The organism is Enterobacter wuhouensis (assembly GCF_035835995.1).
GTDB classification, from domain to species: domain Bacteria; phylum Pseudomonadota; class Gammaproteobacteria; order Enterobacterales; family Enterobacteriaceae; genus Enterobacter; species Enterobacter wuhouensis.
Genome location: NZ_CP142124.1, coordinates 3,837,551 through 3,860,981, shown reverse-complemented (window position 1 = coordinate 3,860,981; position 23,431 = coordinate 3,837,551). Strand labels below are relative to the sequence as shown.

Sequence of the window (23,431 nt, the reverse complement as noted above, 5' to 3'; positions counted from 1 at the left end):
TGTGATTTAACTCACTATTTTTAAACAATTACGATAATTGTTGATAACAATAATCTACTATCGTCAGGTCATTTAACACTGAGGTCGTGATGAAAGATGTCGTCATAGTGGGTGCGTTGCGTACAGCTATCGGCTGTTTTCAGGGGGCACTTGCGCGCCACTCGGCTGTTGATCTGGGCAGCGTAGTGGTGAAAGCGCTGGTGGAGCGCAGCGGGATCGCAGCACATGAAATTGATGAGGTGATCCTCGGCCAGGTTCTGACGGCGGGAGCCGGGCAAAACCCTGCCCGCCAGGCTGCCCTGAAAGGCGGTCTGCCTAACACCGTATCCGCGATCACCATTAACGACGTCTGCGGCTCCGGCTTAAAAGCGCTGCATCTTGCCACCCAGGCCATCCAGTGTGGCGAGGCGGACGTGGTCATCGCTGGCGGTCAGGAGAACATGAGCCGCGCCCCGCACGTACTCACCGACAGCCGCACCGGCGCACAGCTGGGCAACAGCCAGCTGCTCGACAGCCTGGTGCACGACGGCCTGTGGGACGCCTTCAATGATTACCACATGGGCGTGACGGCGGAAAACCTGGCGCGTGAATACGGCATCAGCCGCGAGCTTCAGGACGCCTGGGCGCTCAGCTCGCAGCAAAAAGCCCGCGCCGCGATAGACGCCGGACGCTTTCGTGACGAGATCGTTCCGGTCAGCACACAGCGCCAGAACGGCGACACCGTGATGGTGGATACCGATGAACAGCCGCGCACCGATACCAGTGCAGAAGGGCTGGCAAAGCTCAATCCGGCGTTTGAAACGCTCGGTTCCGTCACGGCGGGAAACGCCTCTTCCATCAATGACGGTGCGGCTGCCGTGATGATGATGAGCGAAAGCAAAGCGCTTGAACTTGATCTCCCCGTGCTGGCGCGTATCAAAGCCTTCGCCAGCGTGGGGGTCGATCCTGCCTTTATGGGGATCGCGCCGGTATACGCCACGCGCCGCTGTCTTGAACGCGCCGGCTGGCAGCTCTCTGATGTGGATCTGATTGAAGTGAACGAAGCCTTCGCAGCGCAGGCCATCTCGGTGGGAAAAATGCTGGAATGGGACCCGCAGCGGGTAAACGTTAACGGCGGGGCGATTGCGCTCGGCCATCCTATCGGCGCGTCCGGCTGCCGGATTCTGGTATCGCTGGTCCACGAAATGAAAAAGCGAAACGCCCGTAAAGGCATCGCCACGCTTTGTATTGGCGGCGGACAAGGGGTTGCGCTGGCGATTGAGCGATAACGCCTTGTCACCGTGAAGAACCTCCCTTTGGGAGGTTTTTTTTTACATTCAGAACGGCAAATTTACCCTTATCAGTTTATTCTCACGCGGAATTGAATAATTGCGTGCTGAATTATTCGCAACGCTAGCATCAGACTGTGATCTCTCTCCGGAAATTTAATCTTAAGTTCCCCTTTTTGTTGATGAAGTTCACGTCCATCTTTGCCAAAAAAAGTGAAACAAATAATTACGATCCCGGTCACTAAAATAGCGTTATTTAAAAAATAAACTTCAGTTTCATAAAAACGAAACGTTATTTTAATTGAGGGTTTTTTCATGTTTAATAAATCTCTGGTCCTTGCTTCCCTTATTGGTGCGTCCTTCGCGGCTAATGCTGTTACCGTCGATCTGCGTCATGAATACATTGACAGCGGCTCGAACGCCGACCGCGTCTCCGTCTCGCACCGCTTTGCAAATGGCTTAGGTTTTTCCGTCGAAGCGAAGTGGAAATCTGGCGGCGACAAAGCCGATCAGCCGTTTGCGGACGTCGTGGGTAACGGCCACGAAGATCAAATTAGCTGGCGCTGGAAAGCCACTGACAATATTGCGCTGACGCCTGCTTTTACGATTGAAAGTAATGATAGCCGCACCATTTATAAACCGAATTTGCATTTGCAATATAGTTTTGATAGTGGCTTCTACGTGGCGGCACGTTACCGCTATGAATATACCCGCTATCCGTCAAGCTCAAATAAAGAAGATGATAAAGTAAACCGCGGTGATGCCTGGGTGGGTTGGGTATTAGGCGACTGGCGTACCGAGCTTAACTATGTTTATGCGAAAAGCTCTGAGGGTATGATTCGAAATAACAACAAAGACTATTCCAACGAATATAACGCCAAGCTGGCCTATAAATGGGATAAAAACTGGGCGCCGTATGTTGAAGTGGGTAACGTAGGCGTGAAAGAGACCGACGAACGCCAGACCCGCTTCCGTTTAGGCGTGGCGTATTCCTTCTGATTGTCCTGCTCCTTTTCTAAAAACCGCCGGGTGGCGCTGCGCTGACCCGGCCTACTTTGATCCCTCCCATTTCACTCTGTAGGCCCGGTAAGCGTTAGCGCCACCGGGCAAAACGCGCGCACCAGGCCCAAAAAAAAGCCCTCCGCAGGGGAGGGCAAGGCCAGTTACAGAAACACTAACTCAAATCATGCTTGCAACATTTCAGGTTGCTCGGGAAGTTTCGCGATATAGAGCGCCGGCTTGCCGTCTTTATCGGAACTGTACAGCACCGCCTTATCATCCGGGGTAAAGGAGGGATGCGGATGGGTGACCTGGCGGCTGTTAGCCACCGTCGCCCAGGAGGTATCGTGACGGGCGATGCGGAAGTACGCTTTCTTCGCCACGTCAAAGGCATACAGGTACGGATCGTTATCGATGGTATAGCCGCTGGTGTCTTTAACGTCGACCGGCGTGCCGGAACCGTCGCCCACCAGCAGCGTGCCGTCGAAGTTACTCATCAGGTGCGAACAGGAAGGCATCTGCATCACCGCCTCGTTAACGCCCGTGTCCGGGTTAAAGCTGTAGATGGTGCGGCCCTGCTGGCCTTTTAGATAGGAAACATAGACCAGGGCAGAACCGTTTGGCACCCAGAATTCATGCGTGCAGCTTTCACCTGCGGCGTGCTCTTTTACTTTGCGCACGTTGCTCCCGTCTTCATTGACCAGCCACATGCGGGCGTCAACCAGATCGTGCGGGCCTTCGTGGCAAAACGCGACCGTACTGTCATCAAACGGACGGTAAATCGGATGCCCAAGCCAGTTCTTTTCTTCATGGATGGTGGAGCTTGCGCCGGTTTTCAGATCGACGCGCAGGAGGCGGCAGTGCGGCCCTTTATGGAAAAAGTCGTGGAAAATCTTCCAGTCATTCAGCGGCGTCCAGTCCCGTTTGGCAATTTCAATGCCGACCAGTTTGGTGCAGTCGCTGTTTGCAACCCAGGTGCCATAGCCGACCCACTCATCAGAGACGCGATAGACTTCGCGCTCTACCAGCGTCTGCAGATCCACCTCCAGCAGGGTGCGATCGTTCTTCACGTAGTAGAAGGAGGCATCATCCGGCGAGAGGAAGCCGCCAAAGGTGTTATCGCCCGCGCCTTCCGTCAGCTGTACCGCTTCGGCCTTTTTCAGATCCAGCAGGTAGTAGTTCCAGTGGCCGTCGAACTCCCCCGCGAACAGCAGATGGCTGCCGTCGTTAAAGAAGCACTTCTGGTAAAAGTAGTTGCGATGACAGGTTACTTCCGGGGGGGTCAGGCGGGTCACTTCCACGCCTGTATCCGGATCGCGGCTGACCTCGTAGTTCAGCTTGACCCGCATACCTTTAGCCATAGTGCGCTCCTTGTAGGAAAGATAAGTTAAAAACTGGGTATCAAAATATCAAAACGTCGTTTCAATATGTGTGACTTAAGACGCAATTCGTAAGAATCATTGATGTGAATTATGGCGGCAGGGCATTATCGTGATCGAAACATCATTTTCGGCATTAAGATGCAGAAAAAGTGAAACAACGTTTTAAATGCAATTGAAATGCCCAATCTCTGCGGATACTATGTGCTCATCAATAAAACGGAACGCCGTTTCGTTAATTATCTTTGCCTTTGGGCACGATCAATTCTGGAGGTTTACGTGGACATCAGACAAAGCATCCACAGTGCACATGCTAAGACGCTGGATACCCAGGGCCTGCGCAATGAATTCCTGGTTGAACAGGTGTTCGAGGCCGACAAGTACACCATGGTCTACAGCCACATTGACCGCATTATTGTCGGCGGCATTATGCCCGTGGCGAAAACCGTCTCCGTGGGCGGCGAGGTGGGTAAACAGCTGGGCGTGAGCTATTTCCTGGAACGCCGCGAGCTGGGCGTGATTAATATCGGCGGGCCGGGCACCGTCACCGTCGACGGTCAGTGCTATGAGATAGGCCACCGCGACGCGCTGTACGTCGGTAAAGGGGCGAAAGAGGTGGTCTTTGCCAGTATCGACAGCGCTAAACCGGCGAAGTTTTACTATAACTGCGCACCGGCACACACCACCTATCCAACCAAAAAAGTGACCCCTGCAGACGTTGCGCCGGTCACGCTGGGGGATAACCTCACCAGCAACCGCCGCACCATCAACAAATACTTTGTTCCGGACGTGCTGGAAACCTGCCAGCTCAGCATGGGGCTGACCGAGCTTGCGCCGGGCAACCTGTGGAACACCATGCCGTGCCACACCCACGAGCGCCGCATGGAAGTCTATTTCTACTTCAACATGGATGAAGATGCCTGCGTGTTCCACATGATGGGGCAGCCGCAGGAAACGCGCCATATCGTGATGCATAACGAGCAGGCGGTGATTTCTCCAAGCTGGTCCATTCACTCAGGCGTGGGAACGAAAGCCTATACCTTTATCTGGGGTATGGTGGGCGAGAACCAGGTCTTTGATGACATGGACCACGTCGCTGTTAAAGATCTGCGCTAGTCGCGGGCAGTTAAGCATAAACCTGCCTGTTCGTGACAGGCGCTGAAAGAGTAAGGAACAAACATGATTCTGGATGCATTTTCTCTGCAGGGTAAAGTGGCCGTGGTTTCCGGGTGTGACACCGGTCTGGGCCAGGGCATGGCGTTAGGCCTGGCGGAAGCGGGCTGTGACATCGTCGGTATCAACATCGTTGAGCCAACGGAAACCATCGAGCGCGTCACCGCGCTGGGCCGCCGATTTCTGAGCCTGACGGCTGACCTGCGTAAAATCGATGCGATCCCTGAGCTGCTGGATCGTGCCGTGGCGGAGTTCGGCCACATCGATATCCTGGTGAACAACGCGGGCCTGATCCGTCGCGAAGATGCGATTAACTTCAGCGAGCGCGACTGGGACGACGTGATGAACCTGAACATCAAGAGCGTGTTCTTTATGTCTCAGGCGGCGGCGAAGCACTTCATCGCGCAGGGTAAAGGCGGCAAGATCATCAACATCGCCTCCATGCTCTCCTTCCAGGGCGGCATCCGCGTGCCGTCTTATACCGCGTCGAAAAGCGCGGTGATGGGCGTAACCCGTCTGCTGGCAAACGAGTGGGCGCAGCACAACATCAACGTCAACGCGATTGCGCCGGGCTATATGGCGACCAACAACACCCAGCAGCTGCGCGCTGATGAAGAGCGTAGCGCGGCGATCCTGGAGCGCATCCCTGCGGGGCGCTGGGGTCTGCCGAGCGATCTGATGGGGCCGATTGTCTTCCTGGCCTCCCCGGCATCGGATTACATCAACGGCTACACCGTGGCCGTCGACGGCGGCTGGCTGGCGCGTTAATTCCGCCTGTATCAATAACCTCTGCCCATGGGCGGAGGTTTTTTTTGCGCAAAAATTGGCTTAGTCCATATCGATAAAGATGAAAAATCCATACTGAAAAATCATAAATGACGGTAATCACACTTTTATTGCTTAAATATTAACTAATTAGTAAAGATACGTGATTATTCGCCACGCGTTGAAATTGTAATGTCCATCACAGAACGGTATGCCGCAGCGAAATAATCCATAACTTCGCGATTTCCCGCCTGACACTTTTCCTCACTTTCTCGTAATTTCAGTTAACGAATTTTGCTGTTGAGGCAGGAAAAATATGACATCTATAAATGACTCTACCCTTATGCCCGCTGCGCTGCGTGATACCCGGCGCATGAATCAGTTTGTCTCTATTGCGGCTGCCGTGGCGGGTTTGCTGTTTGGCCTGGATATCGGCGTGATTGCCGGTGCGCTGCCGTTTATTACCGATCACTTTACCCTCAGTAACCGTCTGCAGGAGTGGGTGGTGAGCAGCATGATGCTCGGCGCGGCCATCGGCGCGCTGTTCAACGGCTGGCTGTCGTTCCGTCTTGGCCGCAAATACAGCCTGATGGTCGGGGCGATCCTGTTCGTTGCGGGCTCGATCGGCTCCGCGTTTGCAACAAACGTAGAGGTGCTGCTGCTCTCCCGCGTGCTGCTGGGCGTGGCGGTGGGGATTGCCTCCTACACCGCGCCGCTGTACCTCTCCGAGATGGCGAGCGAGAACGTGCGCGGGAAGATGATCAGCATGTATCAGCTGATGGTGACGCTCGGCATCGTGCTGGCGTTTCTGTCTGATACCTATTTCAGCTACAGCGGTAACTGGCGCGCGATGCTCGGCGTGCTGGCGCTGCCCGCGCTGCTGCTGATCGTGCTGGTGATTTTCCTGCCGAACAGCCCGCGCTGGCTGGCGCAAAAGGGGCGCCACGTGGAGGCGGAAGAGGTGTTGCGCATGCTGCGCGATACCTCGGAAAAAGCGCGTGAGGAGCTGAACGAGATCCGCGAAAGCCTGAAGCTCAAGCAGGGCGGCTGGGCGCTGTTTAAGGTCAACCGCAACGTACGCAGGGCGGTGTTTCTCGGCATGCTGCTGCAGGCGATGCAGCAGTTCACCGGCATGAACATCATCATGTATTACGCCCCGCGCATCTTCAAAATGGCAGGGTTCACCACCACCGAACAGCAGATGATTGCGACGCTGGTTGTCGGGCTGACCTTTATGTTCGCCACTTTCATTGCGGTATTTACGGTGGACAAAGCCGGGCGTAAACCGGCGCTGAAGATTGGTTTTAGCGTGATGGCGATCGGCACGCTGATCCTCGGCTACTGCCTGATGCAGTTTGATAACGGCACCGCGTCCAGCGGGCTGTCGTGGCTCTCCGTTGGCATGACCATGATGTGCATCGCCGGTTACGCAATGAGCGCCGCGCCGGTGGTGTGGATCCTGTGTTCTGAAATTCAGCCGCTGAAGTGCCGTGACTTTGGTATTACCTGCTCCACCACCACCAACTGGGTGTCGAACATGATCATCGGTGCGACCTTCCTGACGCTGCTGGATTCGATTGGTGCAGCCGGCACCTTCTGGCTCTATACGGTGCTGAACGTGGCGTTTATTGGCGTGACGTTCTGGCTGATCCCTGAAACAAAAGGCGTGACGCTGGAGCATATTGAACGCAAGCTGATGGCCGGGGAGAAATTGCGGAACATCGGCGTGTGATTTTATCGCCCGGTGGCGCTACGCTTACCGGGCCTACGGGATCGAGTAGGCCGGGTAAGGCGAAGCCGCCACCCGGCTTGGTTTTTACCGCATCGCGCGTCTCAAAATACGCTCCGCCTGACGCTGGAAGTCAGCCGCCGTCTCTTCCACGGTTTTCTGGCCGTAGTCGATATACTGCAGAGACGTACCGAACTGGGCCACAATCTGCGGATCGTCAAAGTATGGCGACACGGACAGTTTCGCAGGCAGCGACTGCGCCAGGCGCAGGCCTGCTACGGAAGGATCGCTCTCTTTGATGGTGCCGTCTTCGGTCAGGAACTGCACCGCCGCTTTGCTCAGCGGTACGCCGCGCTCCAGGCCCAGCGTATCCACACCCTCTTTGCTGTTCAGCAGGAAGTTAATCAGCTTCGCCGCCGCTTCCGGGTTTTTGGTGGATTTACCAATCGACAGCATCTGCGCAGGCTTAAAGAACAGGCCCGCATCGGTGGCGCCCGGCAGCATAGGGTAGCTGCCCAGCGCCAGCTTCGCCGGTGGCTTCAGGTTGTCGGAATACTTATTGATGGTGGAGTTCCACATGTAGGTGCCGCCCCATTCGCCCTGGATCCACGGCTTCATCTCGTACATGTTGCTCTTGCCAAACGACGCATAGTATTTGGTATCCGGCATCACGTGGCTATCCACCAGCTTTTTGTAGGTCTGGAAGAACTCTACCCACTGCTCTTTGCTGTAGCTGAATTTTTTGGTTTTCTCGTCCACGGCAGGAATGTTGTACTTCTGGATCATGTACGAGTTCAGCAGCGCCAGCGTGTCCTGATGCTCCAGCACGACCGGGTAGTACTGCTTGCCAAGCTTGGTCTCGAACGTCTTGCCCGCCGCCATCAGCTCGTCCCAGGTTTTCGGATATTCAACGCCCGCTTTTTTCCAGGTCTCGTCGTTGAAGTAGAATACGCGCGCGGTCACGGAGATCGGAATGCCGCTCAGCTTGCCGTTCACGGTGGTGGACTGCAGCTCTTTTGGATCGAACTGCGTCAGGTCGATGACGTCCTTCATCTTGTTCAGATCGTAAAAGCCGTCGCCGGTTTTGGAGAAGATCGGCAGCCAGTTCCAGTTAGTCTGCATCACGTCCGGCTCGGTGCCGCCCGCGATCTGGGTGGTCAGGCGGGAGAGATGGCCGTCCCAGCCGGTGTACTCTGCCTTCACGTTGATGTCCGGGTTCTGTTTATGGAACTCTTCCAACGCCTTCAGCGTGACCTGGTGACGACCGTTGCCGCCCCACCAGGACATACGTAAATCAACATCTTGCGCCATCGATGGCAAAGCGGTAAGGCCCAGGGTAGCGGAAATTGCTGCGCTTAAAAGCACTTTTTTCATTTTTATAACTCCATCAGAGAGAGAGGTTCTGCTCGGTTTTTGCGTCAAAAATATGACACTTATTCATATCAAACGTGAAGTACACCTTGCGGTGAAGGCCTTTATCGATCATTGGCTTAGCTTCATCGGAAGGAATTCGGGCGGTCAGTTCATAGTCCGCAACTTTCAGGTACACAAAGAATTCGTGGCCCATGTTCTCGACGCGCACCATCTCGCCGCTGCAGCCGCCGTCCTGGAACGGCTCGTCAGAGAGCGACACGAACTCCGGGCGCACGCCGTAGAAGACCTCCTGACCGGCCCAGGCAGACACTTTCTCCTGCTTCTCGGCGTTTAGCGGCATGGTTTCATTGCCAATGGCGATATGCAGCTGCCCCGCGTTGTCCACCAGCTGGCACTTGCGAATGTTCATCTCCGGCGCGCCGATAAAGCCCGCCACGAACATGTTCTTCGGCTTGTGGTAGAGGTTATCTGGCGTATCAACCTGCATGATGTGGCCGAGCTTCATCACGCAGATACGGTCGCCCATGGTCATTGCTTCGGTCTGGTCGTGGGTGACGTACACGGTGGTCGCCGGTTTACCGGATTGCTTCAGCTGCTTGTGCAGGTCCGAAATACGGATACGCATTGAGGCGCGCAGCTTGGCGTCGAGGTTGGATAGCGGCTCGTCGAACAGGAACACGTCCGGCTTTTTCACAATCGCGCGGCCTACCGCCACGCGCTGCGCCTGGCCGCCGGAAAGCTGGCGCGGCAGGCGGTCGAGCAGCTCCTCCAGCTCCAGGATTTTGGCGGCTTCATTCACCTGGGCTTCAATCTGATCTTTCGGCAGCTTGCTCAGCTTCAGGCCGAAGGCCAGGTTCTCGCGCACCGTCATGTGCGGATAGAGCGCATAGTTCTGGAACACCATCGCAATCCCGCGCTCCTTCGGCGCGAGGTTGTTCACGATCTTATTGCCGATACGCACTTCGCCGCCGCTGATGGTTTCCAGCCCGGCCAGCATGCGCAGGGTGGTGGATTTGGCGCAGCCGGACGGCCCGACGATCACCATGAATTCCCCTTCGGAGATGGAAAGGTCGATAGCATGTACCGCTTTGAAGCCGTTGGAGTAAACCTTTTCCAGTTTGTTGAAGATAACTTCAGCCATGATATTTCCCTCTTAACCTTTAATTCCGCTGCTGGTAACGCCCTGTACGAAGTAGCGCTGTGCCAGGAAGAAGACAATGATGGATGGCAGAATGGAGATGCTCGCCATTGCCAGAATTTCGTTCCACGGCGCACCCTCGGTGACGTCGATGGACATTTTCAGAGCCAGTGCAATCGGGTATTTGTCCACGCTGTAGACGTAAATCAGCGGCCCGATAAAGTCGTTCATTGACCACATGAACTGGAACAGGGCGACGGAGATAATGGCCGGCTTCAGGATCGGCACCACCACGTACCACAGCACCTGGAAGGAGTTACAGCCGTCAATTTGCGCCGCTTCCTCCATGTCACGCGGTACCCCGCGCAGGAACTGGATCAGCATGAAGACGAAGAACCCCTGCGTGGCGAAGGCCAGCGGCAGATACAGCGGCATGTAGCTGTTGAGCATGCCCATTTCACGGAACATCAGGTACTGCGGGATCAGCAGCACGGTGCTGGGCAGCAGCATGGTGGTGATGAGCGTGGCGAACCAGAATTTCTTCCACGGGATCTCGAAGCGGGCAAAGCCGTACGCCACGATGGTGGAGGAGATAATGGTCAGGATCACTTTCGGGATCACATACTTGAACGTGTTCAGCATGTAGTGACCGAAGTTGTACTCGGTCCCGGTTTTCCAGCCGTTCACGAAGCCGTCCCAGGTGGCGTGTGCGGGCCACAGGCTGAGGGTGGTGAAGATCTCGTGGTTCGGTTTGAACGACGCCGAGAACATCCACACCAGCGGGTAGAGCATCAGCAGGCCGACAAACAGCAGGATCACATAGCGAATGCTGGCGTTGATTTTCTCTCTGCGCAGCGTGCGCGCCACTTCGCGCTCGGCAACGCTTCTTGCCGTGGAGAGTTGTTGGATATCAGCCATTTTTGCCTCCTTTATCGGCGGAGTAGAAGACCCAGTATTTCGACGACTTAAAGGCGATACCGGCAAAGACGGCGACCACCAGGAACAGGATCCACGCCAGCGCGGCGCCGTAGCCCATATCGAAGTATTTGAACGCGGTGTCGTAGATGTAGAGCGAGAACAGGTAGGTCGAATAGGTTGGCCCGCCGCCGGTAATTACGTACGGCCCGGTAAATTCCTGGAACGCCTGGGTAGTCTGCATGATGAAGTTAAAGAAGATCACCGGCGTAATCAGCGGTACGGTCACTTTCGTGAACATCTGCCATTTGGATGCGCCGTCGATCATCGCCGCTTCGTACTGCGATTGCGGAACGTTTTGCAGCGCCGCCAGGAAGATCACCATCGCAGAACCAAACTGCCAGACGCGCAGCAGGGTCACGGACATCAGCGCCAGCGAAGGTTCGCCAAGCCAGTTCACCGGGTCAAAGCCAAACACGCCGATAAAGCTGTTCAGCAGGCCATCAATGGCAAACAGCGCGCGCCACAGTACGGCAATGGCGACGGAGCTGCCGAGGATGGACGGAATATAGTAGGCCGTACGGAAGAATCCGATGCCGCGTAATTTAAAGTTCAGAACAAACGCAATCCCTAATGCGAAGGCGAGCTTTAACGGAATGGTCAAAAATACGTAGGCAAAGGTAACGCCCATGGATTTCCAGAAGAGCGTGTCTTCGGTAAACATGTAGCGATAGTTTTCGATGCCGTTAAACACCGGCGGACTCATCAAATCGTAATCCGTAAAGCTGAGGAAAAACGATGAGACGAAGGGGAAAGCCGTGAAGAGTATCAGCCCAATTATGTAGGGCGATATCCACGCTAACCCCAGCAGCTTGTTTTCATTCATACATACCTACCTGGCGATCAATGGTTAAAACGGAATCTGCTTTTGTTACGTTTTCTCATGCACGAAACGCCAGCATGAGAGGGAATATTCAGGGCCGTGCGTATGACGTTAAATCCATTACAAATTGTTTTATAACGTTTTTCTGTGATTGTCGCTGTTAGGCGCGGTTTGAGTTTCAAACCAGGCGAACCAGCGTTCTTGAATACTAAAACATCGTTTTATTTTATTTTATTGCTATTTGTTTCTGCGTCATTCGCTTAATGATGGAAATGTGATCGAGGTCGAAACGGCGTTTCAATAAGGTGAGGGAGGTGGCATTTTTGCCTTATTTCGGGCGTTCAAATAAGAGCGGACGGATAAGAGGAAAGGTAAGCAGATGATGAGTAACAACAATACGCTTTGATAGCTAACTACTAATTCTGATAGTCGGTCTACAGATGGAGCAATCTGGCATTCAGATAATTCTTACTTTCTTGTATCATCGGATCAACGGAATCACACAGGCAGAAATTTACTGCATCCCCTAAAAGAAGAACGTTTATGTCAGCTATGGATTTCAAAAAAAACACGGACCTCGATTTTCCCCACTACACTACCCCGGCCGTCAGTGCTAAAGAGATCGACCTTCTGGGATTGTTAGATATCCTTCTTGCAGCGAAAAAACGCATCATTACCATTGCGTTTGCCTTCGCTTTGATTGGCCTGGCGATAGCATTTTTACTGCCGCAAAAATGGACCAGCAAGGCCGTGATTACCCCGGCAGAGCAGACGCAGTGGAACCCGTTACGCCAGATGATGGTTACGCTGCAGGTGCTGGACGTGGACGTAAAAATTTCCCGCCCGGACGTATTCAACCTGTTTATCAAAAAGTTTCAGTCACAGACCCTGCTTGAAGAGTATATGAAGAGCTCGCCGTACGTGATGTCTCAGCTCGAGGGCACACAGGTCGATCCGCAGGAGCTGCACCGTGCGGTGGTGGGCGTCTCTGAAAACATGAAAGCGAAAAATGACACGCAGGTAAAAGACGCCGATAAAGCGCCTTTTACCTCGTGGACGTTAAGCTTCACCGCGCCGACCGCCGAAGATGCCCAGACGGTGCTTGATGGCTACATCGACTATATCTCTCGCATCGTTGAGCTGGAGACGATGGAGAATATTCGTAACCAGATCGCCCTGAAAACCAAGGTGGTGCAGCAGCAGCTGGAGCTGGATCGCGTGCGTTTGACCAATATTCACAACACCAACCTGCAGCGTCTTAACTATTCGCTTGAGGTCGCCAACGCGGCGGGTATTAAGAAGCCGGTCTACAGTAACGGTCAGGCGGTTAAGGACGATCCGGATTATTCGGTGGCGCTAGGCGCTGACGGTATTTCACAGAAGCTGCAGATCGAGAAAAACATGAAAGATGTTGCAGAGCTGAACGCCGACTTCCAGAACCGTGAATATTATCTGGCGCAGTTGAAAAAATTATCCGTTGAGGACGTCAAGCTTGAGCCCTTTAAGTATCAGCTTTCGCCATCCATGCCGGTGAAAAAGGAGGGGCCGGGCAAAGGCCTGATTGTGATCCTGGCGGGTGTTCTGGGTGGGTTGCTCGCGTGCGGTAGCGTGCTGCTGCGCGAGGCGATGCTCGCCCGTAATCCGCTGCCGGAGCCGATAGCGGAACAAATCTAATCATGAAGAAGGGCGCTGATAACAGCGCCCTTTTTTATTTCAGGAAGTCTTCGCGTACCGGGGTAAAGGTATCCAGAAGTGTGCCAGGCTTGAGGCACACGCAGCCGTGCATCACGTGCGGCTCCTTGTAGAGCGTATCGCCCGCCGTTACCACATGCTTCTCTTCACCGATGGTGAACTCGAACTCGCCGGAGAGCACATAGGTGAGCTGCTCGTGCGGGTGGTTGTGCATTGGGCCGATCGCCCCCTGTTCAAAGTTGACCTCAACCGCCATCATCTTGCCGTCGTGCGCCAGAATGCGACGCGTCACGCCATTGCCCAGATCCTCAAGCGTCGTCTCTTTGTGGAAAATAAACATATCTCCGCCTTGTTATGATGTGAAACATTGTTTCATTTAATTTATATCACTCCGATTTAAAAAGAAACGACGTGACAAAGAACTGGAAACAGGATCACAAGTTTGCTTCACTGGGATAAACCTATAAGGAGGAATGATGAAAACAATCGGCCTGCTGGGCGGGATGAGCTGGGAGTCAACAATTCCCTATTACCGTCTGATTAACGAGGGCGTGAAGCAGCGTCTGGGCGGCCTGCATTCCGCTAGCCTGCTGCTGCACAGCGTGGATTTCCATGAAATCGAAGCCTGCCAGTCGAGCGGGGAATGGGATAAGGCCGGGGAGATTCTGGCGGAGGCGGCGCTGGGGCTGGAGCGGGCGGGCGCAAAGGGCATCCTGCTGTGTACCAATACCATGCACAAGGTTGCGGCGCATATTGAAGGACGGTGTTCGCTGCCGTTCCTGCATATTGCGGATGCCACCGGGCGGGCGATTGCCGCATCCGGGATGACGCGCGTGGCACTGTTGGGTACGCGCTATACCATGGAGCAGGACTTCTATCGTGGCCGTTTGCACAGCGAATTTGGCATTGAGAGCCTGATCCCGGACGAGGCTGACCGGGCGCGCATTAATCAGATTATTTTTGATGAGCTTTGCCTCGGCACCTTCAGCGAACCTTCCCGCGCGTATTACGCCAGCGTAATTGAGAAACTCGCGCAGCAGGGTGCCGAAGGGGTCATTTTCGGCTGCACGGAGATCGGTTTGCTTGTACCCGCCGAGCGCAGTCCGATCCCGGTGTTCGACACCGCAGCCATTCACGCCGCCGATGCCGTCGAGTTTATGCTTTCATAGGGCGTTTTGTAGGTCAGGTAAGCGAAGCGCCACCTGACGCGCGTGCTCCGTCAAATGCCCGGTGAAAGCGTCAACCAGCGCCGAAGCCGGGCGGTGCAGCGGGCGGATCAGGCTCACGGTGAACGGAACGGAGACGCTAAAGCGGCGGATGACGATCCCGCTTCCGGCATAGTCCAGCGCCGTGAGGGGATTGACGACCGCGACGCCCACGCCCGCGCGCACCATGGCGCAAATTGACGCCGCGCTATGCGTTTCCACCACCATCCGCCGCTTCACCTGATGCTCGGCAAACAGCGCGTCCAGCAGCTGACGGTAGCTGTCGGTCTGCGACAGGCTAATGTAGTTCTCGCCGTGGAAATCAGCGGGCGTCAGCACCTCTTTGCTGGCGAGGGGATGACCGGCGGGCAGCACGCAAACTTCGTCCAGCGAAAGCAACTCCGTGCGCTCCGTGCCGGCAGGCGTGGCGAGGGTTTCCGTCAGACCCAGATCGTGACGCTGGGCCGACAGCCACTCTTCAAGCAGCGGCGACTCCTGCGGCACGATGGTGAGGTTGACCTCGGGGTAGCGGGCCAGAAAAGGCTGCAGCAGCGCGGGCAGGAACGACTGGGAAAAAACGGGCAGGCAGACGATGGACAGCTCGCCCTGGCGAAACTCGCGCAGGCTCTCTGCCGCGCTCACAATCCTGTCCAGCCCGTACCACGATCGCTGTACCTCTTCGAACAGACGCAGGCCCTGAACCGTCGGGTGCAGTCGGCCTCGCGTGCGCTCGAACAGCTTCAGTTCCAGCACCTTCTCAAACCGCGCCAGCTCGCGGCTGACCGTCGGCTGCGAGGTATGCAGCATCTGCGCGGCTTCGGTGAGATTGCCGGTGGTCATCACGGCGTGAAAAATCTCGATATGGCGGAGGTTAACGGCGGGCATAAGGCACCTGATGGCTGAACGTAATCCATATCATTTTTGCATAGACTCAGGATAAAACGATATTTTTTATTCTCTTCGGGCTGTGGCGTAATCAGGTAAAACAGTGATTACCCGGAGAAGACCATGCCACGCCCGCTGAACCAGACGGATACCGATTTGAACGCCGACAACCTGCTGCGCCTGCCCGCCGAGTTTGGCTGCCCGGTGTGGGTCTACGATGCGCAGATTATTCGCGAGAAGATCGCCGCCCTGCATCAGTTTGACGTGGTGCGTTTTGCCCAGAAGGCCTGCTCCAATATTCATATTCTGCGCCTGATGCGCGAGCAGGGCGTAAAAGTCGACTCCGTGTCGCTGGGCGAAATCGAACGCGCGCTGGCCGCCGGGTTTGATCCAAAAATCGACAGCGACGCGATCGTCTTTACTGCCGATCTGATTGACGACGCCACCCTGGCGCGCGTCCACGAGCTGCAGATCCCGGTGAATGCCGGTTCTGTGGATATGCTGGAACAGCTGGGGCAGGTCTCGCCCGGCCATCGCGTCTGGCTGCGCGTGAACCCAGGCTTTGGTCACGGCCACAGCCAGAAGACCAACACCGGCGGAGAGAACAGCAAGCACGGCATCTGGTATGCCGATCTGCCTGCCGCGCTGGCGGTATTGCAGCGTTATAATCTGAAGCTGGTGGGCATTCATATGCACATTGGTTCCGGCGTGGATTACGGTCACCTTGAGCAGGTGTGCGGAGCGATGGTGCGCCAGGTTATCGAGTTTGGTCAGGATCTGGAGGCGATCTCCGCCGGTGGCGGGCTGTCTATTCCTTACCGCGAAGGTGAAGAGGCGATCGATACCGATCACTATTACGGCCTGTGGAGCGCAGCGCGCGACAGCATCGCCGCTCACCTGGGTCATCCGGTGAAGCTGGAAATTGAGCCGGGCCGTTTCCTGGTGGCAGAGTCGGGCGTGCTGGTGTCGCAGGTGCGAAGCGTGAAGGAGATGGGCAGCCGTCACTTCGTGCTGATTGACGCAGGCTTTAACGACCTGATGCGTCCGTCCATGTACGGCAGCTATCACCACATTACGGCGCTGGCCGCCGATGGCCGCGATTTAAAGCAGGCTTCGCGCGTTGAGACAGTTGTTGCCGGTCCGCTGTGTGAATCCGGCGACGTCTTTACCCAGCAGGAAGGCGGCAAAGTCGAAACGCGCCCGCTGCCTGAAGTGAAGCCGGGGGATTACCTGGTGCTGCACGATACCGGCGCGTACGGGGCGTCTATGTCGTCCAACTACAACAGCCGCCCGCTGCTGCCGGAAGTGCTGTTCGATCGCGGCGTGGCGCGGCTTATCCGCCGCCGCCAGACCATTCAGGAGCTGCTGGCTTTAGAACTCATCTGAGTAAAGTACGGCCCCGTTGTGACCGAGTCGCGCAGGACCAGCGTGCCGGTAAACGGCGGGATTGCTTCGACCGGCTGGTTTTTCGCCAGCCGGATCGCCTGATCGATCGCGGTGACGATCATATTGTCGATCGGCAGGTAGACCGACGATAGCGCAGGCTCCAGCCATTTCGCACTGGGCGCATCGTCAAAGCCAAACAGCGAAATATCCTGCGGGATCTTAAGCCCGGCCTGGTGCAATGCTTTAGAGGCACCCAATGCCATATCATCGTTACAGGCAAACAGGGCGCTGAACGGTACTTTCTCGTCAATCAGCTCCTTGCACAGCTCGTAGCCCCGCGTCATGCCCGCATCGCCGTACTTAATCCGCCGCTCGTCCAGACGAATGCCGTGCTTTTCGAGCGCCTTGCGGTAGCCCATCAGGCGCGCTTTGCCGGTGGGGGTGTGGATAGGCACGGTCATGCAGGCGATCTCGCGATGTCCCTGGCTTATCAGGTAATCCACCGCTTTGAAGGCGGCATCCTGCTGTTCGAAGAAGACGCAGCGATCCGGCGCCTGGCTGACTTCACGGTTGATCACCACCAGCGGCGTTTGCACGCTGTGGATCAGCTTGATGATCGCCTTTTCGCTCATGTAGCGGGTGTACAGCACGATGGCGTCGCATTTGCGATCGGCCAGCATCTGCACCGCCTGTTCTTCCTGCTCCGGCGCGTCGTGACCGTCGGTGACGATCAGCTGTTTACCGTGCGTCTCCGTCTGCCGCGAGGCCTGCTGCAGCAGGCGGCCAAAGTAAAAACCGTCGAAGGTTGAGACCACCAGGCCAATGCTGTTGCTGGTCTGGTTGGCGAGCGATCGCGCGAGAAAGTTCGGGCGATAGCCCAGCTCTTCCATCGCAGCGAACACCTGCTTTCGCGTACTCTCTTTAACCTGACCCGTGCCGTTCAGCACGCGCGAGACGGTGGCCTTCGACACGCCCGCACGCAGTGAGACATCCAGCATTGTTGCCATTCGAAATTCCTGCTTCCCCGTTATGGTCTGCAGTTTAACACAGACCTCACGGCGCATAAGCGACGCGGGATGGGCAAAACCCCATGAGGATCACGCTTTTCAGCAACGATCTAACGGCGCGGAATAAATGGCTGAAAGTGGTATGCCAAATTGGTCAAAAATCGCAATCTGGAATACCTCTGGCGGCGTTGAGAGCTTAATCACAGAACAATCCGCATCATGAAGCTATTTTTGGTATGCCAATAGTATCCGGCTGTACACCTTATTCAATAAAAGCCCTTTTACTGAGGTATTACCCTATGGCATTACAGGAAAAACTGATCGACGCTCTGGGCAGTTTTGCCACCAAATTCAACAGCTATCGCTACATCATGGCGATCAAGTCTGCCTTTATTACCCTCATGCCGGTCATCATCGTTGGGGCATTCTCGGTACTGATCTCCAACATGGTGCTGGACCCGAAAAACGGGCTGGCGAGCTTCCATTCGCTGTCGTTTCTCGCCGCGCTAAAGCCGATCACCAGCGCGCTAAACTACGCCACGCTTAACTTCCTTAACATCGGCGCGGTATTTTTAATTGGCGTGGAGCTGGGGCGCATCAACGGGATCAAGTCCCTGTTTCCCGGCCTGCTGGCGGTGATCTGCTTTATCTGCGTTACGCCGACCACCGTGGAAATGCTGGTGGACGGCGAAATGCACGTGGTGAAAGACGTGCTGCTGCGCCAGTTCTCCGATACCCGCAGCCTGTTCCTCGGCATGTTTATCGCCATTCTCTCCGTTGAGGTTTACTGCTGGCTGGAAAACCGCAAGGGGCTGAAGATTAAGATGCCGGATACCGTACCGCCTAACGTGGCGGCGTCGTTTTCCGCCCTGATCCCGGCCATTATCACCACCACCGCGATCGCCACCTTTGGCTTCGTTTTCCACCAGCTTAGCGGCATGTATCTTTACGACGCGGTTTATCAGGTGGTGCAGCAGCCGCTGGAGCGCGTGGTGCAGAGCCTGCCGGGTATCCTGCTGCTGATGTTTGTCGCCCAGCTGTTCTGGGTGATTGGTATCCACGGCAACCAGATGATCAAGCCGATCCGCGAGCCGCTGCTGCTGGGAGCGATCACCGTTAACATGAGCGCCTTTGAGCAGGGCAAAGAGGTGCCGAATATCATCACCATGCCGTTCTGGGATGTGTACATGAGCATCGGAGGTTCCGGCCTGACCATCGGCCTGCTGATTGCGGTAATGATTGCCACCAAACGCAAGGAGATGAAGGAAATTGCCAAGCTCTCCATCGGCCCGGGGCTGTTTAACATTAACGAGCCGGTGATCTTCGGTATGCCAATCATGCTTAACCCGATCCTCGCCATTCCGTTCATCATCACGCCGCTGGTAACCGGTTCAATCGGTTATTTCGCCACCGTGACCGGCTTTGCCGGTAAAGCCGTGGTAATGGTGCCGTGGACCACGCCACCGCTGATTAACGCCTGGCTCTCTACTGCGGGTTCAATGGGGGCGGTCATCACCCAGCTGATCTGCATCGTGACGGCGGTGCTGATTTATCTGCCGTTTGTGAAGATTGCTTCACGCCGTGCAGATCAGGCCGCGCTGCAGCAAGCTACCGACAACGCATGAGGACGCGATGAGTATAAAACAGATAACCCTACCGCAGGATTTCATTCTTGGCGCGGCCGCTTCTGCCTGGCAAACCGAAGGGTGGAGCGGTAAAAAGCCGGGGCAGGATTCGTGGATCGATCTCTGGTACAAGAACGATCGTCACGTCTGGCATAACGGCTTTGGCCCGGCGGTGGCGACCGATTTTATCAATCGCTTTCGCGAAGATGTGTCCCTGATGAAGCAGGCGGGGCTGACGCACTACCGCACCTCTATCAACTGGTCGCGCTTTTTAACCGACTATGAAAACGTGACGGTGGATGAAGAATACGCCGCCTATTACGACGCGCTGTTCGACGAAATGCGTCGTCAGGGCATTGAGCCGATGATCTGTCTGGAGCATTACGAACTGCCGGGCGCGCTGCTGGAAACCTACGGCGGCTGGGCGTCGAAGCATGTGGTTGAGCTGTTCGTTCGCTATGCGGAAAAGGTCTTTGAGCGTTTCCACGGCAAAGTCACCCGCTGGTTTAGCTTCAACGAGCCGATTGTGGTGCAGACCCGCGTCTACCTCGACGCGCTGCGCTGGCCGTACGAGCAGAACACCAGCACCTGGATGCGGTGGAACCACCATAAGGTGCTGGCGACGGCGAAGGTCGTGAAGCTGTTTCGCGAGAAGGGTTATGACGGTTCGGTGGGCTGTATTCTCAATCCGGAAGTGACCTATCCGCGCTCCCGCGCGCCGCACGACGTGCGGGCAGCGGAGATTTACGATCTGTTTTATAACCGCGTGTTTCTCGATCCGCTGGTGCACGGGCGCTATCCGCAGGAACTCTTTACCCTCCTTGAGAAGCATCAGGTTGAGTGGGATTACACGGCGGAGGAGCTGGCGCTGATCGCTGAAAACACCGTGGACGAGCTGGGCATCAACCTCTATTACCCGCACCGCGTTAAAGCGCCTTCCCGCGCCTGGCACCCGGAGACCCCGTTCCACCCGGCCTACTACTACGAGCCGTTTGAGCTGCCGGGGCGACGGATGAACCGATCCCGCGGCTGGGAAATTTATCCGCGCATCATCTACGACATGGCGATGCGGATAAAAAATGACTACCGCAACATCGACTGGTTCGTGGCGGAAAGCGGCATGGGCGTGGAAAACGAAGCGCAGTTCCGCAACCGAGACGGCATTATTGATGACGCATACCGCATAGACTTTATCAGTGAACACCTCTACTACGCGCTGCTGGCGCGGGAGGAGGGGGCAAACTGCCACGGCTATATGCTGTGGGCCTTCACGGATAACGTCTCGCCGATGAACGCCTTTAAAAATCGCTACGGGTTGATTGAAATCGATCTGGACAACAATCGCGCCCGGCGGCCAAAAAAATCGGCTTCCTGGTTCAGGCGGCTGCGCGACGAGCGCGTGCTTACCCTCAGCGTTGACGATGAATGGAAGTGAGCCTTCTGGTAAAATAGTGCACAAACTGGCCGGGAGGACGCCCGGCCTGCGCATTAACTGAAAAACAGGTGAAAACGTGGATAAGGCTGTCATCCTGCCGGAAAAAAAACAGTACCAGGAAATTGGCGAGGATTTACGGGCGCAAATTATCCAGGGGCATTATCCCGTGGGATCGCGCCTGCCGCCGGAGCGCAACATTGCTGAGACCTATGGCGTAAGCCGCACCATCGTGCGCGAAGCCTTGCTGATGCTGGAGCTGCAGGGCACGGTGGATATCCGCCAGGGCTCCGGCGTCTACGTGATGCGCATCCCTGAAGAGCACGAAAACGAGGAGGAGCGTTTCCTCAACAGCGACGTGGGCCCGTTTGAGATTTTACAGGCGCGCCAGCTCCTCGAAAGCAACATCGCCGCCTTTGCCGCCAAAATGGCAACGCGCGCCGATATCGACAACCTGCGCCGCATCATCGAGCAGGAGCAGCGGGCGATTGCCGCCAACGACAACAGCCAGGATAACAATAAAATGTTTCACCTGGTGCTGGCGGGGGCGACGCAAAACCAGATGCTGCTGGCGACGGTCGAGAGCGTCTGGCATCACATGGACAGCAGCCCGCTGTGGCAGCAGTTCAACGTCCATATTGCCAGCCGGGCGTATCGCCTCAAATGGCTGGGCGACCGCCAAACCATTCTCGCCGCGCTGCGCCGTCGCGACGTGATGGGCGCCTGGCAGGCGATGTTCCAGCATCTGGAAAACGTGAAGAAGAGCCTGCTCGAATTATCCGATGAAGATGCGCCAGATTTTGACGGCTACCTTTTTGAATCCGTTCCGATTTTTCAGGGAAAGCTGGTGTGAATATTCTGCCGCTCTACGCCGCGCCGCAGTATGCCGATCGGGTGATTGACTGGATCTGGCGTGCTTTTGGCGACGGGCTGCCGCGTGAGTTTTTCCACAGCGTTATCGATCACAGCCAGACGCCAGGCGCATTGCCGCTGACCTTTATTGCCGTTGAGGATGAGCAGCTTCTGGGCACCGTGGGACTATGGCGCTGCGATCTTATTACTCGTCAGGATCTGTACCCCTGGCTGGCGGCGCTGTACGTCGATGACGCGGCGCGCGGAAAAGGGCTGGCGGGGAAGCTTCAGGAGCACGTTATCGCGTATGCCGCGCAGGCCGGGTTTACCGAGCTGCACCTGTGGTCTGCCTGCCGCGACTTCTACGAACGTTACGGCTGGCAGTACATTGGCGATGCGCTGGAGTACCCGGATAAAACAGTACACCTCTATCGTTATTCGCTCTGCGCTTCGGCAGGCGAAGTAACGGAGTGACGGCGTACTAACGTTGGGCTGAACAGGTGCGTGATTTCCGGCGGCTGGCGCTGTTCCGCCAGCGCTAACGCCAGCTCCGCTGCCTGCGTTGCCATGGTGATAATCGGGTAACGCACGGTGGTCAGGCGAGGGCGCACGTAGCGTGAGACCAGCACGTCATCGAACCCAATCAGCGAAATTTCTGCCGGAACATCAATACCGTTGTCGTTTAACACGCCCATCGCGCCGGCGGCCATCGAGTCGTTATAGCTGGCCACTGCGGTAAAATTGCGCCCGCGTCCGAGTAATTCCGTCATCGCCTGTTCGCCACCGCTCTCGTCTGGCTCACCGTAGGCCACCAGGCGATCGTTGCACGGCAAACCGTTTTCGCGCAGCGCGTCGTAATAGCCCTGCAGGCGATCTTCCGCGTCTGAAATCGGGTGATTCGAGCAGAGGTATCCGATGCGGGTATGGCCCTGCTGGATCAGGTGACGGGTTGCAAGCCACGCGCCGTAGCGGTCGTCGAGCGCCACGCAGCGTTTTTCAAAGCCGGGGATAATTCGGTTAATAATCACCATCCCGGGGATCTGCTTCATCAGGTGAATCAGCTCGTCATCAGGGATCATTTTGGCGTGGACAACCAGCGCAGCGCAGCGATGGCGAATCAGCTGTTCGATGGCCTGGCGTTCTTTTTGCTGGTTGTGGTAGCCATTGCCGATCAGCAAGAAATTGCCGGTGTGATAAGACACCTGTTCAACCGCCTTAACCATTGCGCCAAAAAACGGGTCCGAGACATCGCCCACCACTAGCCCGATGGTTTCGGTAGATTGCTGAGCAAGTGCACGGGCGTTGGCGTTGGGATGGTAATTCAGGTTTTCCATGGCGCTTTGCACTGCCTGGCGCGATGCGTCACTGGCTTTGGGGGAGTTGTTAATGACGCGTGAGACGGTCGCAACGGAAACTCCTGCCAGACGAGCCACATCCTTAATTGTCGCCATTTAATACCTTCTTAGTGGGGTAAGCGTTTACACATCAACTAGTGTTGCGGAAAAGTCCCGCGCATTCAAGGGGAGCGGGATTTGGTCATTCACAAACGTGATGCAGACCAGAGCGTGACCGTGTAATCGTTACACGCTTAACCATGTCTAAATAATGTCAATCCGAACCTTTAGTTACACTTTGCCTCAGGCTGTTGCGATTGTCCGATAGCGGGGATGAGGATGGGATTGATAGAGTCGAGATCCCAGAGGTATTGATAGGTGAAATCAACT

At 55.9% G+C, this 23,431-nt stretch carries 21 protein-coding genes; 12 read left to right on the top strand and 9 right to left on the bottom strand.

Annotation, left to right across the window (positions count from 1 at the left end; all coding sequences use genetic code 11):
- The first annotated feature begins 89 nt into the window (after positions 1-89).
- On the top strand, positions 90-1,268 hold the full coding sequence (locus VPX56_RS18295; RefSeq protein WP_326468153.1) for an acetyl-CoA C-acetyltransferase: 1,179 nt from the start codon (positions 90-92) through the stop codon (positions 1,266-1,268).
- Between the two features lie 315 nt (positions 1,269-1,583).
- The gene (locus VPX56_RS18290; protein ID WP_131633641.1) at positions 1,584-2,267 is read left to right on the top strand and encodes an oligogalacturonate-specific porin KdgM family protein; all 684 of its coding nucleotides are present in this window, start codon (positions 1,584-1,586) and stop codon (positions 2,265-2,267) included.
- Positions 2,268-2,452: 185 nt separating this feature from the next.
- Here the strand turns inward: VPX56_RS18290 and VPX56_RS18285 are convergent, their stop codons facing one another.
- Positions 2,453-3,628, bottom strand: coding sequence for an oligogalacturonate lyase family protein (locus VPX56_RS18285; protein WP_326468150.1), 1,176 nt, complete (start codon positions 3,626-3,628; stop codon positions 2,453-2,455).
- 297 nt (positions 3,629-3,925) lie between these two features.
- Here VPX56_RS18285 and kduI point away from each other — a divergent pair, with 297 nt between their 5' ends.
- The 3 genes from kduI to araE all read left to right on the top strand — a co-directional run bounded on the left by kduI (position 3,926) and on the right by araE (position 7,316).
- Positions 3,926-4,762, top strand: coding sequence for a 5-dehydro-4-deoxy-D-glucuronate isomerase (kduI, locus tag VPX56_RS18280; protein WP_131633643.1), 837 nt, complete (start codon positions 3,926-3,928; stop codon positions 4,760-4,762).
- Positions 4,763-4,825: 63 nt separating this feature from the next.
- Positions 4,826-5,587 carry a 2-dehydro-3-deoxy-D-gluconate 5-dehydrogenase KduD gene (kduD, locus tag VPX56_RS18275; protein ID WP_042717044.1) on the top strand — a complete coding sequence of 254 codons (762 nt, stop codon included), beginning with the start codon at positions 4,826-4,828 and terminating at the stop codon, positions 5,585-5,587.
- A 313-nt stretch (positions 5,588-5,900) separates the two neighbouring features.
- Complete coding sequence (araE, locus tag VPX56_RS18270) at positions 5,901-7,316, top strand: arabinose-proton symporter AraE (RefSeq protein ID WP_326468148.1); 1,416 nt, start codon at positions 5,901-5,903, stop codon at positions 7,314-7,316.
- An 84-nt stretch (positions 7,317-7,400) separates the two neighbouring features.
- Here araE and VPX56_RS18265 read toward each other — a convergent pair whose 3' ends face one another.
- From VPX56_RS18265 to VPX56_RS18250, 4 genes are read right to left on the bottom strand one after another with little or no spacing between them, the layout of a single operon-like run.
- On the bottom strand, positions 7,401-8,687 hold the full coding sequence (locus VPX56_RS18265; protein WP_326468146.1) for an ABC transporter substrate-binding protein: 1,287 nt from the start codon (positions 8,685-8,687) through the stop codon (positions 7,401-7,403).
- A 13-nt stretch (positions 8,688-8,700) separates the two neighbouring features.
- A complete protein-coding gene (locus tag VPX56_RS18260) occupies positions 8,701-9,828 on the bottom strand; it encodes an ABC transporter ATP-binding protein (RefSeq protein ID WP_131633646.1) in 1,128 nt (375 codons plus the stop codon).
- Between the two features lie 12 nt (positions 9,829-9,840).
- Positions 9,841-10,743, bottom strand: coding sequence for a carbohydrate ABC transporter permease (locus tag VPX56_RS18255; RefSeq protein ID WP_326468144.1), 903 nt, complete (start codon positions 10,741-10,743; stop codon positions 9,841-9,843).
- Positions 10,736-11,626 (bottom strand): carbohydrate ABC transporter permease, encoded by an 891-nt coding sequence (locus VPX56_RS18250; protein WP_131633648.1) that lies wholly within the window; start codon positions 11,624-11,626, stop codon positions 10,736-10,738. Before VPX56_RS18250 ends, VPX56_RS18255 begins: the two co-directional genes overlap by 8 nt.
- A 540-nt stretch (positions 11,627-12,166) precedes the next feature.
- Here VPX56_RS18250 and wzz(fepE) point away from each other — a divergent pair.
- Complete coding sequence (wzz(fepE), locus tag VPX56_RS18245) at positions 12,167-13,297, top strand: LPS O-antigen length regulator Wzz(fepE) (protein ID WP_326468142.1); 1,131 nt, start codon at positions 12,167-12,169, stop codon at positions 13,295-13,297.
- 34 nt (positions 13,298-13,331) lie between these two features.
- Here wzz(fepE) and VPX56_RS18240 read toward each other — a convergent pair whose 3' ends face one another.
- The gene (locus tag VPX56_RS18240) at positions 13,332-13,655 is read right to left on the bottom strand and encodes a cupin domain-containing protein (RefSeq protein WP_154126085.1); all 324 of its coding nucleotides are present in this window, start codon (positions 13,653-13,655) and stop codon (positions 13,332-13,334) included.
- 136 nt (positions 13,656-13,791) lie between these two features.
- On the opposite strand from VPX56_RS18240, the gene VPX56_RS18235 reads away from it, so the two are divergent.
- Positions 13,792-14,484 carry an aspartate/glutamate racemase gene (locus VPX56_RS18235; protein WP_326472107.1) on the top strand — a complete coding sequence of 231 codons (693 nt, stop codon included), beginning with the start codon at positions 13,792-13,794 and terminating at the stop codon, positions 14,482-14,484.
- Here VPX56_RS18235 and VPX56_RS18230 read toward each other — a convergent pair.
- Positions 14,479-15,405: a LysR family transcriptional regulator gene (locus VPX56_RS18230; RefSeq protein ID WP_326468136.1), complete on the bottom strand. Its 927-nt coding sequence runs from the start codon at positions 15,403-15,405 to the stop codon at positions 14,479-14,481. The genes VPX56_RS18235 and VPX56_RS18230 overlap by 6 nt on opposite strands.
- A gap of 123 nt (positions 15,406-15,528) precedes the next feature.
- Here VPX56_RS18230 and lysA point away from each other — a divergent pair, with 123 nt between their 5' ends.
- A complete protein-coding gene (gene lysA, locus VPX56_RS18225; RefSeq protein ID WP_326468134.1) occupies positions 15,529-16,791 on the top strand; it encodes a diaminopimelate decarboxylase in 1,263 nt (420 codons plus the stop codon).
- On the opposite strand, the gene VPX56_RS18220 is transcribed toward lysA, so the two are convergent.
- Positions 16,761-17,798: a LacI family DNA-binding transcriptional regulator gene (locus VPX56_RS18220; protein ID WP_131633653.1), complete on the bottom strand. Its 1,038-nt coding sequence runs from the start codon at positions 17,796-17,798 to the stop codon at positions 16,761-16,763. The genes lysA and VPX56_RS18220 overlap by 31 nt on opposite strands.
- Positions 17,799-18,097: 299 nt before the next feature.
- On the opposite strand from VPX56_RS18220, the gene VPX56_RS18215 reads away from it, so the two are divergent.
- The 4 genes from VPX56_RS18215 to VPX56_RS18200 all read left to right on the top strand — a co-directional run bounded on the left by VPX56_RS18215 (position 18,098) and on the right by VPX56_RS18200 (position 22,181).
- Positions 18,098-19,423, top strand: coding sequence for a PTS sugar transporter subunit IIC (locus VPX56_RS18215; RefSeq protein ID WP_326468131.1), 1,326 nt, complete (start codon positions 18,098-18,100; stop codon positions 19,421-19,423).
- 7 nt (positions 19,424-19,430) lie between these two features.
- Entirely contained in the window at positions 19,431-20,858 is a 1,428-nt protein-coding gene (locus VPX56_RS18210; protein ID WP_326468129.1) for a glycoside hydrolase family 1 protein, read from the top strand.
- A 76-nt stretch (positions 20,859-20,934) separates the two neighbouring features.
- A complete protein-coding gene (locus VPX56_RS18205) occupies positions 20,935-21,708 on the top strand; it encodes a GntR family transcriptional regulator (protein ID WP_131633656.1) in 774 nt (257 codons plus the stop codon).
- Positions 21,705-22,181, top strand: a complete 477-nt coding sequence (locus VPX56_RS18200; RefSeq protein WP_131633657.1) for a GNAT family N-acetyltransferase — start codon at positions 21,705-21,707, stop codon at positions 22,179-22,181. Before VPX56_RS18205 ends, VPX56_RS18200 begins: the two co-directional genes overlap by 4 nt.
- Here the strand turns inward: VPX56_RS18200 and galR are convergent.
- Positions 22,142-23,158, bottom strand: coding sequence for an HTH-type transcriptional regulator GalR (galR, locus tag VPX56_RS18195; RefSeq protein WP_263610344.1), 1,017 nt, complete (start codon positions 23,156-23,158; stop codon positions 22,142-22,144). The genes VPX56_RS18200 and galR overlap by 40 nt on opposite strands.
- Between the last annotated feature and the right edge of the window lie 273 nt (positions 23,159-23,431).

What these genes read in the sequence shown, in the direction of transcription:
- VPX56_RS18255 (WP_326468144.1), bottom strand. Translation starts at nt 10,743, where the DNA reads ATGGCTGATATCCAACAACTCTCCACGGCAAGAAGCGTTGCCGAGCGC.
- VPX56_RS18240 (WP_154126085.1), bottom strand. Translation starts at nt 13,655, where the DNA reads ATGTTTATTTTCCACAAAGAGACGACGCTTGAGGATCTGGGCAATGGC.
- VPX56_RS18285 (WP_326468150.1), bottom strand. Translation starts at nt 3,628, where the DNA reads ATGGCTAAAGGTATGCGGGTCAAGCTGAACTACGAGGTCAGCCGCGAT.
- lysA (WP_326468134.1), top strand. Translation starts at nt 15,529, where the DNA reads ATGCCACGCCCGCTGAACCAGACGGATACCGATTTGAACGCCGACAAC.
- VPX56_RS18220 (WP_131633653.1), bottom strand. Translation starts at nt 17,798, where the DNA reads ATGGCAACAATGCTGGATGTCTCACTGCGTGCGGGCGTGTCGAAGGCC.
- VPX56_RS18235 (WP_326472107.1), top strand. Translation starts at nt 13,792, where the DNA reads ATGAAAACAATCGGCCTGCTGGGCGGGATGAGCTGGGAGTCAACAATT.
- kduD (WP_042717044.1), top strand. Translation starts at nt 4,826, where the DNA reads ATGATTCTGGATGCATTTTCTCTGCAGGGTAAAGTGGCCGTGGTTTCC.
- VPX56_RS18260 (WP_131633646.1), bottom strand. Translation starts at nt 9,828, where the DNA reads ATGGCTGAAGTTATCTTCAACAAACTGGAAAAGGTTTACTCCAACGGC.
- araE (WP_326468148.1), top strand. Translation starts at nt 5,901, where the DNA reads ATGACATCTATAAATGACTCTACCCTTATGCCCGCTGCGCTGCGTGAT.
- galR (WP_263610344.1), bottom strand. Translation starts at nt 23,158, where the DNA reads ATGGCGACAATTAAGGATGTGGCTCGTCTGGCAGGAGTTTCCGTTGCG.
- VPX56_RS18210 (WP_326468129.1), top strand. Translation starts at nt 19,431, where the DNA reads ATGAGTATAAAACAGATAACCCTACCGCAGGATTTCATTCTTGGCGCG.
- VPX56_RS18250 (WP_131633648.1), bottom strand. Translation starts at nt 11,626, where the DNA reads ATGAATGAAAACAAGCTGCTGGGGTTAGCGTGGATATCGCCCTACATA.
- VPX56_RS18215 (WP_326468131.1), top strand. Translation starts at nt 18,098, where the DNA reads ATGGCATTACAGGAAAAACTGATCGACGCTCTGGGCAGTTTTGCCACC.
- VPX56_RS18265 (WP_326468146.1), bottom strand. Translation starts at nt 8,687, where the DNA reads ATGAAAAAAGTGCTTTTAAGCGCAGCAATTTCCGCTACCCTGGGCCTT.
- VPX56_RS18290 (WP_131633641.1), top strand. Translation starts at nt 1,584, where the DNA reads ATGTTTAATAAATCTCTGGTCCTTGCTTCCCTTATTGGTGCGTCCTTC.
- VPX56_RS18230 (WP_326468136.1), bottom strand. Translation starts at nt 15,405, where the DNA reads ATGCCCGCCGTTAACCTCCGCCATATCGAGATTTTTCACGCCGTGATG.
- VPX56_RS18295 (WP_326468153.1), top strand. Translation starts at nt 90, where the DNA reads ATGAAAGATGTCGTCATAGTGGGTGCGTTGCGTACAGCTATCGGCTGT.